Here is a 10988-nt window from a genome sequence, read left to right as displayed (position 1 = left end):
AATGGAATCGAAAGCCACTCCAAAAACCTGATGGGTCGGCCCGGATGCTTCTGGCTCACGTACGTGCTGACTGCAAACAGTCTGGGCGACGGCCGCGATTGGCCGTCGATAGATGAAGCGCTGAGCTTTCCGATACTTGCGGTCGACCAGCCTGCTCGACCGGTTCAGCTTGCTTATGCGGGCGAGCTTACTGAAACGGAGGGAGCCGGTCATTCCCGCTGATGATGGTTTAGCCCATTGCATGACCCAGACGGCCAGCGCCCAGATAATACAACGTGCATCGGAGCAGACCAGGCGGCGGCACGGTCACCGACTGCTTGGGAACCGAAACGGTCCGGTGCAGGAAGCGCGCGTATCCAGTTTGCTTCGCGCTCTGGATGCAGCTTTTCCTAGCTCAGCGCCTTCACCAGGTGCGGCAGCAGGGCGCGGAACGCTTGGCCGCGGTGGCTGATGGCGTTCTTTTCCTCGGGCTGCAGTTCCGCGCAGCTGCGGTCCATGCCGGCCGGCTGCAGGATCGGGTCGTAACCGAAACCTCCGGAGCCGCGGGGTTCGGTCAGCAGGACGCCGGCCAGGCGGCCTTCCTCGACGGCTTCCAGCCGCGGCGACACAACGCTTGCCGCACAGACGAATGCGGCACCGCGATGCTCGGGGGCTATGTCGGCCAGCTGGGCCAGCAGCAGCCGGAGGTTGGCCTCGTCGTCGCCGTGTTTGCCAGCCCAGCGGGCGGAAAAGATACCGGGTGCACCGCCCAGCACGTCCACGGCCAAGCCGGAGTCGTCGGCCACCGCCACCAGGCCGGTGGCTTCGGCTACGGCGTGCGCCTTCAACAGGGAATTTTCGGCAAAGGTGAGACCGGTTTCGGGGACGTCCGGCGCGCCGGCCGCAGCGGCGTCGATCACCTGCGTGTCCACCTCGAGTCCGGGAATTTGGCCGCGCAGCAGTTCGCGCAGCTCGCGCAGCTTGCCTTGGTTGTGGGTGGCCAGCACCAGCCGCGGTTCGCCGTTAGCCACGGATGACTTCTCCAAGCGTCTCCGAGAGCGTCTCGCGCTGGATCTGGGAGAGCTGGGCCGTGCCTGCGAGCGCCAGGTCCAGCAGGGCGTCGAGCTCTGCGCGGTCGAACGGGGCGCCTTCGGCGGTGCCCTGGACCTCCACGAACTGGCCGGATCCGGTCACCACCACGTTCATGTCGGTTTCCGCGCGAACGTCTTCGACATACGGCAGGTCCAGCATGGGCACGCCGTCGATAATTCCTACGCTGACGGCGGCCACGGTGTCGGTCAGGGGCCGAGCCGAACGGGCAATGAGTTTCTGTTCTTTGGCCCAGTGCAATGAATCGGCGAGAGCCACGAAGGCACCGGTGATGGCCGCGGTGCGGGTGCCGCCGTCGGCCTGCAACACGTCGCAGTCCAGCACGATGGTGTTCTCCCCCAGTGCCTTGGTGTCGATCACCGAGCGCAGCGAGCGGCCGATCAGCCGGGAAATTTCGTGCGTGCGGCCGCCGATTTTGCCCTTGACGGATTCGCGGTCGGAACGCGTGTTCGTGGCCCGGGGAAGCATGGCATATTCGGCGGTGACCCAGCCACGTCCCTCGCCCTTGAGCCAGCGGGGCACGCCCGCGGTCAGCGATGCGGTGCACAGCACGCGGGTGTTGCCGAATTCAATCAGCGCGGAGCCCTCGGCTTGGTTGGACCAGCCGCGGGTGATGCTGATCGGGCGCAGCTGCTCCGGCGTCCGACCGTCGGCTCGGGCGGTGACGGCGGGCAGGGCGGAGCTGGAGTCAACATCAGTCATGGCACCAGCCTATCGGCTCGCAACGGCCGCCGCGGGTCAGATGACGTAGCTGACCCCGGCCACCGCCACGGCCAAATCACCGTGGTAGGTTTCGCGGGCCTCGTTGACGGTCCGCACCGAATCGTTCCAGACCGGCAGGTGGGTCAGCAGCAGCCGGCGGACCTGCGCCTCGGTGGCGGTTGCGCCGGCGCGCTTCCCGGTGAGGTGCACGCCGTCGACCGCGTCGTCACGGCCTTCGTGGAAGGCGGCCTCGCAGAGGAACATGTCCGCGCCGGTGGCTGCTTCCACCAGTTCGGGACAGCTGTCGGTGTCACCGGAGTAGGTCAGTACGCGCGTCACCGGCCCGTCGGGGGTGGGTTCGGTCGCCTCGACCCGGATGGCGTACGCCTCATCCACCGGATGGCGCACCGGGTAGGGAGTGATGCTGAACGGACCCAGCTTCACCGGTTCCCGTTCCGACCAGTGGTGGAAGTCGAACTCCTCGGTCATGCCGGGATCGAGCTCGAGTCCGTAGGCTGTGGCCATCCGATCGGCGGTGGCTGCCGGCCCCCAGACCGGAATGCGGCTTTTGGTCCAGCCGTCGGGATTCCAGCGCACCGCCACATGGAGTCCGCACAGGTCCATGCAGTGGTCCGGGTGCAGGTGGCTCAGGAAGATCGCGTCGATATCCTCCAGCTCCATATACCGTTGCGCGGTCCCCAAGGCTCCGTTGCCCAAGTCCAACAGGATGCGCCAGGTGCGTTCGCCGTCGTAGGCACTGACTAAATAGCACGACGCCGGTGACTGTGGGCCGGGGAACGAGCCGCTGCAGCCGATGATGGTCAGGTTCATGCCCGCTCCCCCTGATGGGGCTCCGATGCCGTGGCGGCAAACGGCGAGATCCTGGGTGCGGATGGGGCACCGGCGCGTGCAGCGGCAATCATTTCCGGAGTAATCCTCGCCATGCTGCCGGTTGGATACTGTGCGGCCACGTGGTCCACATGCTCCACGGCGATCACTTCCGGGCCCAGGAACCGGCGCGCCAGCACCTCAAAGGACTCGGCATCGCCGGTGGCCACGAAGTGGTGCTGGCCTGGTGTTCCTTCCGGCCGCAGCAGATCGTGCGAGACCAGTGCACGGTAGACGTCCTTGGCGGTCTCTTCCGCGCTGGACACCAGCGTGACGCCGTCGCCCATGACGTAGGAGATGACGCCGGTCAGCAGCGGATAGTGGGTGCAGCCCAGCACCAGGGTGTCAACGTCTGCTCGCTTGAGCGGCTCCAGATACTCCTCGGCGGTGGACAGCAGCTCCTGCCCAGCGGTCACGCCGGCTTCCACGTATTCCACAAACCGGGGGCAGGCCACCGAGGTCACGTCCAGATGCGGCGCGGCGGCGAAGGTGTCCTCGTAGGCGCGGGAACCGACCGTGGCCGACGTGCCGATCACGCCGATCCGGCCGCTGCGGGTGGAGGCGACAGCGCGGCGGACGGCGGGCTGGATTACCTCGATCACCGGAATGCCGTAGCGGGCGGTGTACCGCTCCCGGGCGTCGCGCAGCACCGCGGCGGAGGCAGAGTTGCAGGCGATGACCAGCAGCTTCACGCCGGCGTCGACCAGTTCATCCATCACGCCCAGCGCATTAGCGCGCACTTCGGCGATCGCCAGCGGACCGTAGGGGCCGTTGGCCGTGTCCCCCACGTACAGAATGGACTCATTCGGCAGCTGGTCGATGACCGACCGGGCAACAGTCAGCCCACCCACCCCGGAATCGAAAATGCCGATCGGAGCTGCGGGTTGGATCAACATCTTCCGTGTCACTGCCTTTCCGGGCTCATATTCACTAGAGGATAAGACCTCGATGGCCGGTTGGGCGAACTTCTGGGCGGCTTCTGTAAGCCATCTCACAGCCCCGCCGGCTTCCAACTTACGCTCTTCGTGGCGCCGCGGAGGTCAGCCCTCGCGGCCGGAGTGGCGTTCCAACCCGTCCAGCAGAGCCTGCATAAGCGTTTCCTGAAGCCAGGTCATGAAGTTATAGACCAACGCCAGATAGGTCTCCAGGTCCTCGGCCTGGGACCAGTCGTCGATCTCATGCAGCGCCTGCGCGTCCTCGTCGGTGCGGATGTCCAGCCGCTCGGCCAGCACCAGCCGGACGTCGTTGGTGGCGCGCGCAAAGAGCCGGGCCTGCTCGTCGGTCAGTTGCAGCGGCGTATGTTCCAGCAGCAGCGCGCTGGCACGCAGGGCCCCGAGCTTGTCCTCGCGCAGTGAGCGTTCGGTGAGCCTGCGGAACTCCAGCGCCTCGCCGTCGTCGTGCTCCACTGCGTCAGGCAGTAGCCGCAGCAGCGCCGCATCCTGAGGCTTGGCGGCGTCGAGGTCCAGGCCTACCATCGCCGCCAGCGGATCCTCGTCCTTCCGGTCTATCTCCAGCATGGAGATGACGTCGCCGAACAGCTTTCCGATCAGTTCCCGCTCGGCGGGCTCAAGGTGCCCGGTGATCCCCTTGCGGGTGCGCTTGAATGCCTTGGCCATCTACGCCTGGTCCGCCTTCTGGTAGGTGGCCCACAGGCCAAACGAATGCATCGCCACCGTATCCCGCTCGGCTTGCTCGCGGCTGCCGGTGGCCACCACGGACTTGCCGAGCTGGTGCACTTCGAGCATCAGTTTGTGCGCCTTGGCCTCCGAGTAGCCGAAGTAGCTCTGAAAGACATAGCTGACGTAGCTCATCAGGTTGACTGGATCGTTCCACACGATGACGACCCACGGGACGTCTTTGGCCGTGAGTTCGGAGGATTCCGTGCGGCGGGAGGTCTCGATATCCGCGTCCAGCACAGTTGTGCAGGAGGGAAGCATGCTCACGGTCATGGCTTCCATTGTAGGCAGGCGCCGCTTCAGGGCCCGCCGGAAGCCCCGAAGTACTCAGACGGCGAACACAGGATTAGAGTCGTGGATGTGAACACTGCAGCCGGCTGGAAGCACCCCAGCACTTCCCTGTACACCGACCATTACGAGCTGACCATGCTGCAGGCCGCCCTGCATTCCGGCGCGGCCCACCGGCGCTCCGTCTTCGAGGCTTTCGCGCGCCGGCTGCCCGAGGGGCGGCGGTACGGAGTGGTGGCCGGCACCGGTCGGGTCCTGGAAGGGATTGAACACTTCACCTTCTCCGAAGACCAACTGGACTTCCTGGCCCGCACCGACGTGGTGGACGCGAAGACCATCGACTGGCTGGCTAATTTCCGTTTTTCCGGCGACATTTACGGCTATGCCGAGGGCGAGGCCTACTTCCCCTACTCGCCGATCATGATTGTGGAGTCCAGTTTCGCCGAAGCATGCGTGCTGGAGACGTTCATCCTGTCCGTGCTGAACCATGACAGCGCCATCGCGTCGGCAGCGTCCCGGATGACCGGGGCGGCCGGCGGCAGGCCGTGCATCGAGATGGGATCCCGGCGCACGCACGAGGAATCGGCCGTGGCTGCCGCCCGCGCCGCGGTCATTGGCGGCTTCTCCAGCACTTCAAACTTGGAGGCCGGGTACCGCTACGGCGTCAAGACGGTGGGCACGGCCGCCCATTCCTTCACCCTGCTGCATGACAGCGAGCAGAAGGCGTTCGAAGCGCAGCTGGCTTCGCTGGGCGTCGGGACCACCCTGCTGGCAGACACGTACGACGTCGAGACCGCCGTCCGTACGGCGGTGGACTTGGCGGGTCCCGACTTGGGTGGGGTGCGGCTGGATTCCGGCGATTTGATTGCCCAGGCACAATGGGTGCGCAAGCTCCTGGATGATCTGGGCAACCACCACACCCGCATCACCGTCACCTCCGATCTGGACGAATACGCCATCGCCGCACTGGCCTCGGCACCGGTGGACTCCTACGGGGTCGGCACCGCGCTGGTCACCGGGTCCGGCGCGCCCACCGCCAGCATGGTCTATAAGCTGGTCAGCCGCGAGGGCCCGGACGGCGAACAGGTTTCGGTGGCTAAGGCATCGAAAAACAAGATTTCCGTGGGCGGACGCAAGTATGCGCTGCGCCGACTGAACCAGAGGGGCGCCGCCACGGCCGAGGTGGTCGGCATCGGCCGCCAGCCATTGGACGACGGCAACGACCGGCCGCTGCTGCAGCAATTTGTCGCCAACGGCAAGCTGGCGGACGGCTGGACCGGCGCCGAAGGCGTCCGCCGCGCCGCTGAACGCCACGCCGCTTCCATGGCCGAACTGCCCGGCGCGATCCACCGGTTGCAGCGCGGCGAGGCCGCCATTCCCACCGAGTTCGAGGAGCAGTCATGACCCGAGCACTGATTATTGTCGACGTCCAGAACGACTTCTGCGAAGGAGGCACCTTGGCGGTCGACGGCGGCGCCAAGACTGCCGCGGACATCAGCGAGCACTTGGACAGCCGGCCGGATGATTACGACGTCGTGGTGGCCACCCAGGACTGGCATGTGGATCCGGGCAGTCACTTCGCCGACGAGCCGGACTTCGTGGACAGCTGGCCGCGGCACTGCGTGGCCGGTACGCGCGGGGCCGACCTGCACCCCGACCTGGACACCGACCGGATCGACGCCTACTTCCGCAAGGGCCAATACGACGCCGGCTATTCCGGCTTCGACGGCCTGCTGGCACCGGCTGACGAAGTCGCCACCGGCGAGCGCGACGGCGACGAGGAAGAAGAAGACACCGAGATGCCCAGCCTGGACGACTGGCTGCAGGAACACGAGGTGGATGAAGTGGTGGTGGCCGGGCTGGCGACCGACTACTGCGTGCGCCAGACTGCACTGGATGCCGCGCAGGCCGGTTACGCCACGTCCGTAGACCTAACGCTGTCGGCCGGCATCAACGCCGAACGCGTAGAAAGAACGCTGGCCGAATTCACCGACAACGGCATCGACATCATCAAGTAGCGGGCCTCCCGAATCTGGCGGGCCTGCGCCGGAATCGCACGCGGCTTAGACACCTCGCTCGTTCCTCGCTCGGCGATGCGCCGCTTAGCGATTCCGGCCTCCGGCCCCGGTGATCGACCAACGGCGCCTGTCTCCCCGGTGATCGACCAAAGGCGCTCGCGCCTGCGTGGAGATCCAAGCCCCGTCCCCAGTGATCGACCAGTCATTCGATTCCCCGGTGATCGACCAAAGGCGCTCGCGCCTGCGTGGAGATCCAAGCCCCGTCCCCGGTGATCGACCAGTCATTCGATTCCCCGGTGATCGACCAAAGGCGCTCGCGCCTGCGTGGAGATCCAAGCCCCGTCCCCGGTGGTCGACTAGACATTCGGTTCCCCGGTGATCGACCAAAGGCGCTTGCGCCTGCGTGGAGATCCAGGCCCCCGAAGATCAACCGGCATAAAGGTCCGCTCCCGCCGCTTATTTCATATCGCTCTTGAGGTCGTCCGCCCTGCCCTCAATCAGGGCAATCCGTTTGGCACGGCTCCAGTTCTGAACCTGCTTCTCACGTGTAAACGCGTCTTCTACCCGGCTGAATTCTTCGCAGTAGACAAGACGTACAGGCCTGCGGCGGGCGGTATAGGCAGCGCCTTCACCGGCTCCGTGCTCGCTGATCCGCCGTTCCAGGTCCCACGTGCTCCCAACGTAAAAGCTGCCGTCCGCGCACTGCAGGATGTACATGTATGGCATGCCCGCCTCCTGTTTGGAGGACCAGTGTGCCAAAAAGTTGCGGCGTCGGCAGGCGGTTTCCACAGGGCACGGGCGAGGACGGATCTCCACGCGGCCGGATCTCCACGCGGCCGCAAGCGGCCTTGGTCGATCACCGGTCGTGCAAGCCTTTGATCGATCACCGCGTTACCGCGGTCGGAATTGCTAAGCGGCGCATCGCCGAGCGAGGAACGAGCGAGGTGTCTAAGCCGCGTGCAATTCCGGACGCGGTTCTTGACGCGGGCGGATCTCCACGCGGCCGCAAGCGGCCTTGGTCGATCACCGGGGGTTGGAGGATCTCCACGCGGCCGCAAGCGGCCTTGGTCGATCACCGGAGGGGCGGGGAGGGTTATTTGCGGCCGATGAACCAGTCTTGGAGTTTCTTCAGCCGCTTGTTCAGTTGCTCTTCGTTGGCCTGGGCCACGGCCGGACCGCCGCAGACGCGGCGCAGCTCGGAGTGGACCACGCCGTGCGGCATGCCGGAGCGGGCCGACCACGCTGAGACGTTCTTGGCCAGCTGGTTGCGCAATTCGGTCAGCTGGCGGTGGTCCACCACGGCCGGCGCAGGCTCAACCGCGGCCGCTCCTCCGGCCCGCTGCCGCTTGCGGGTCTGCTGCTCCTGCTGGCGCTGCCGCAGCAGCACGCCCACCTGCTCGGCATCCAGCAGGCCGGGGATGCCCAGGAAGTCCAGTTCATCTTCACTGCCGATCTCTCCGCCGGTGCCGAACTCTGCGCCGTCGAACAGCACGCGGTCGAAGGAGGCCTGGGAGTCCAGCGCCTCGAACTTCTGCTTGGTCAGCTCGTCTGAGGCCTTGTCCTCCCGGTTGGCCTGCTCCATCAGCGCTTCTTCGGGAATGAAGCCTTCGTCGTTGTCCTTGTCCGGACGGTCCAGCGCGTGGTCGCGTTCCAGTTCCATCTGGTTGGCGAGTTCCATGAGGTTCGGCACCGACGGCAGGAAGACCGACGCCGTTTCGCCGCGCTTCCGCGCGCGCACGAAACGGCCCACGGCCTGCGCGAAGAACAGCGGCGTTGCCGTGGAGGTGGCGTAGACACCCACCGAAAGCCGCGGGACGTCCACGCCTTCGGAGACCATCCGCACGGCGACCATCCAGCGGCTGTCGCCGGCGGAGAACGACTCAATCTTCTCGGAGGCACCGGCGTCGTCGGAGAGGATGATCGTGGCGGATTCGCCGGTAATCTTCTTCAGCTGGCCGGCGTAGGCACGTGCGTCGTCGTGGTCGGTGGCGATCACCAGCCCGCCGGCGTCGGGGACGGCCCGGCGGACCTCGGTGAGCCGCTTGTCGGCGGCGGCGAGCACCGCCGGAATCCACTGGCCTTGCGGGTTCAACGCCGTCCGCCATGCCTGCGCCGTGATGTCCTTGGTCACTGCTGCTTCGCCGAGCGACGCTGCGTACTCGTCCCCCGAACTGGTCCGCCACCGCATTTCGCCGGAGTAGGCCATGAACATCACCGGGCGCACCACGTGGTCGCGCAGCGCGCTGCCGTAGCCGTAGGTGTAATCGGCCCGCGAGCGGCGGATGCCGTCCTTGTCCTCGGCGTACTCCACGAAGGGAATGGCCGCGGTGTCGGAGCGGAACGGGGTACCGGTCAGCGCCAGCCGCCGGACGGCCGGCTCAAAGGCCTCGCGGATGCCGTCGCCCCAGCTGAGCGCGTCGCCGCCGTGGTGGATTTCGTCCAGGATCACCAGTGTTTTCGCGGCTTCGGTCTTGGCCCGGTGCAGCAGCGGTTTCATCGCCACCTGCGCATAGGTGACGGCGACACCGATGAAGTCGCGGCCGTGCGAACCGTCGGAGTTCTTGAAGTTCGGGTCGATGGAGAGGCCTACCCGGGCGGCAGCGTCCGCCCACTGCCGCTTGAGGTGGTCGGTCGGGGCCACGATGGTGATTCGGTTGACGAGGCCGCGATCGACCAGTTCGGTAGCCACGCGCAGCGCGAAGGTGGTCTTGCCGGCGCCGGGCGTAGCCACGGCGAGGAAGTCCTGCGGCGCCATCTCGAAGTACTTTTGCAGGGCCTCGGCCTGCCACTGGCGCAGCTTGGGCGCCGTTCCCCACGCGGCCCGCTCCGGGTATGCCGGCGGCAGCACCGGTCCCGCGCCAAATAGTGTGTCATTGCTCATTCGGTGGCCTCCTCCCGTTGTTCCTGTCTGTCTTCCGTCTGGTCCGCGCTGCGCCACCCGGTGGCGATTCCGCCGGCAGCCACCGCGGCCAGCACCAGCCACATCACTACATAGACGCCGATCGCGCCGGGGTTGTCCGGATCGCGCAGCAGCGAAAACAGCGCACCCGCACCCGCGGTTCCCACGACGCCGCCCAGCTGGTCGGCCAGCTGCAGTGACGCCGAGTTGCGTCCGCGCTCTTCGGGAGCGGACATCTTCAGCACCAGCACCGAGGTGGTGGACAACGCCACTCCCATGGAGAACCCGGCCAGCGCCCAGACCAGAATCAGCGTCCACAGCGGCACCGACGGCGCCGACACCAGCGCCATCAGCCCCATGCAGACGGTCAGGATACCGGCGCCGGCCACCAGCATCAGGTGCCGTGCGGTCTGCACCCGTGCCTGCACCCAGGAGCCGATGCTCCAGCCCACCGCGCCGGCCGTCAGGGCCAGGCCCGCGGTGGCCGGCGAGATCCCGTGCGCCGCCACCAGCATCAGCGGAATGAAAGCTTCGGCGCCAAAGAACGCCAGGTTGATCAGTCCCCGGGTGGCGATCACGCTGGGCAATCCACGGCGCAGCCGCATGGTCCCGGCCGGCATGAGCTTGGGCAGCGCCACCAGCGCCAGCAGCACTCCCCCGGCGGCCAGCACATATAACAGGACCAACTGCCAGGCGGTCCCTCCCGCGACCGCTTCAAACAGTGCCCACTGGGCCAGGAACACGCCGCCCGCCAGCATCAGGCCGCGCACCGCCTGCAGGCGTCCGGCGCGTCGGTCCATCGTCGGGTTTTCCGGTGCACCCACGCTGCGCGTCCGCGGCCAGATCACCAGGACGGCCAGCAGGAAGATGGGTGCCACGCCGTAGAACACCAGTCGCCAGGAAATGTACTCCGCAACCACACCGGCGGCCAGCGGCCCCACCAACGAGGGAACCACCCAGGCTGCGGCCAGCCAGCCGAACACCACCGGCTGCATCCGCTGCGGATAGACCTGCCCGATGATCACGTAGACGGCCACGATGGCGAAGCCGCCGCCCAGTCCGGCCACGGCCCGGCCGGCGGTGAAAATCCAGAACTCCCCGGCCACCCCGGACAGCACCAGGCCGGCCACCATCAGCACCAGCCCCGCGCCAAGGGCCGGCCGCGGACCCTTGGCGTCGCACCAGACACCGGCCACCACACTGGCCAGCAGCGAGGCCGTCAGGAACATGGAGAAGGCCAGCCCGTAGGCGGACTTTCCTTCCAGGTCGGCCGCCACCACGGGCATCGCCGTCGCCACTGCCACCGCCTCGAAGGCCGCCAGCGTAATCACTGCCAGCAGACCCAGCGTCAGCGGCCGGTAGGCAGCCGACATGGCGCCGGGCGCGCGGACGGCAGTGGATTCGGTCATCAAGGAACCAGAGCTAGCT

Annotated in this window: 12 protein-coding genes; 3 read left to right on the top strand and 9 right to left on the bottom strand. The window is 66.8% G+C overall.

Annotated features, from left to right (window positions below; genetic code table 11):
• Window positions 1–222, top strand: a 222-nt coding sequence (locus ACMX2H_RS01130) for a hypothetical protein (RefSeq protein ID WP_414958561.1), incomplete at its 5' end; no start/stop codon positions are given.
• A 167-nt stretch (window positions 223–389) separates the two neighbouring features.
• On the opposite strand, the gene rdgB is transcribed toward ACMX2H_RS01130, so the two are convergent.
• The 6 genes from rdgB to clpS form a co-directional block, all read right to left on the bottom strand.
• Window positions 390–1010: an RdgB/HAM1 family non-canonical purine NTP pyrophosphatase gene (gene rdgB, locus ACMX2H_RS01125; protein WP_414958560.1), complete on the bottom strand. Its 621-nt coding sequence runs from the start codon at window positions 1008–1010 to the stop codon at window positions 390–392.
• Window positions 1003–1791, bottom strand: coding sequence for a ribonuclease PH (gene rph / locus ACMX2H_RS01120; protein ID WP_136787611.1), 789 nt, complete (start codon window positions 1789–1791; stop codon window positions 1003–1005). Before rph ends, rdgB begins: the two co-directional genes overlap by 8 nt.
• Before the next feature lie 36 nt (window positions 1792–1827).
• Window positions 1828–2622, bottom strand: a complete 795-nt coding sequence (locus ACMX2H_RS01115) for an MBL fold metallo-hydrolase (protein WP_414958559.1) — start codon at window positions 2620–2622, stop codon at window positions 1828–1830.
• Window positions 2619–3575: a glutamate racemase gene (gene murI / locus ACMX2H_RS01110; RefSeq protein WP_414958558.1), complete on the bottom strand. Its 957-nt coding sequence runs from the start codon at window positions 3573–3575 to the stop codon at window positions 2619–2621. Before murI ends, ACMX2H_RS01115 begins: the two co-directional genes overlap by 4 nt.
• 144 nt (window positions 3576–3719) lie before the next feature.
• The gene (locus ACMX2H_RS01105) at window positions 3720–4295 is read right to left on the bottom strand and encodes a DUF2017 domain-containing protein (RefSeq protein ID WP_136787608.1); all 576 of its coding nucleotides are present in this window, start codon (window positions 4293–4295) and stop codon (window positions 3720–3722) included.
• On the bottom strand, window positions 4296–4628 hold the full coding sequence (clpS, locus tag ACMX2H_RS01100; protein ID WP_414958557.1) for an ATP-dependent Clp protease adapter ClpS: 333 nt from the start codon (window positions 4626–4628) through the stop codon (window positions 4296–4298). It lies immediately after the preceding gene.
• 87 nt (window positions 4629–4715) lie between these two features.
• Between clpS and ACMX2H_RS01095 the strand changes: the two genes are divergently transcribed.
• A complete protein-coding gene (locus ACMX2H_RS01095; RefSeq protein ID WP_414958556.1) occupies window positions 4716–6047 on the top strand; it encodes a nicotinate phosphoribosyltransferase in 1332 nt (443 codons plus the stop codon).
• The gene (locus tag ACMX2H_RS01090; protein WP_414958555.1) at window positions 6044–6661 is read left to right on the top strand and encodes an isochorismatase family protein; all 618 of its coding nucleotides are present in this window, start codon (window positions 6044–6046) and stop codon (window positions 6659–6661) included. The genes ACMX2H_RS01095 and ACMX2H_RS01090 overlap by 4 nt, the downstream gene beginning before the upstream one ends.
• 456 nt (window positions 6662–7117) lie before the next feature.
• Here ACMX2H_RS01090 and ACMX2H_RS01085 read toward each other — a convergent pair whose 3' ends face one another.
• The 3 genes from ACMX2H_RS01085 to ACMX2H_RS01075 all read right to left on the bottom strand — a co-directional run bounded on the left by ACMX2H_RS01085 (window position 7118) and on the right by ACMX2H_RS01075 (window position 10969).
• On the bottom strand, window positions 7118–7387 hold the full coding sequence (locus tag ACMX2H_RS01085; RefSeq protein ID WP_414958554.1) for a GIY-YIG nuclease family protein: 270 nt from the start codon (window positions 7385–7387) through the stop codon (window positions 7118–7120).
• Window positions 7388–7754: 367 nt separating this feature from the next.
• Entirely contained in the window at window positions 7755–9542 is a 1788-nt protein-coding gene (locus ACMX2H_RS01080; RefSeq protein ID WP_136787604.1) for a DEAD/DEAH box helicase, read from the bottom strand.
• A complete protein-coding gene (locus ACMX2H_RS01075; protein ID WP_414958553.1) occupies window positions 9539–10969 on the bottom strand; it encodes an MFS transporter in 1431 nt (476 codons plus the stop codon). Before ACMX2H_RS01075 ends, ACMX2H_RS01080 begins: the two co-directional genes overlap by 4 nt.
• Window positions 10970–10988 lie beyond the last annotated feature (19 nt).

Origin of the sequence: Arthrobacter sulfonylureivorans (assembly GCF_047607445.1) — a bacterium.
GTDB lineage: Bacteria > Actinomycetota > Actinomycetes > Actinomycetales > Micrococcaceae > Crystallibacter > Crystallibacter sulfonylureivorans_A.
This window is presented reverse-complemented; position numbering and strand designations above follow the sequence as displayed.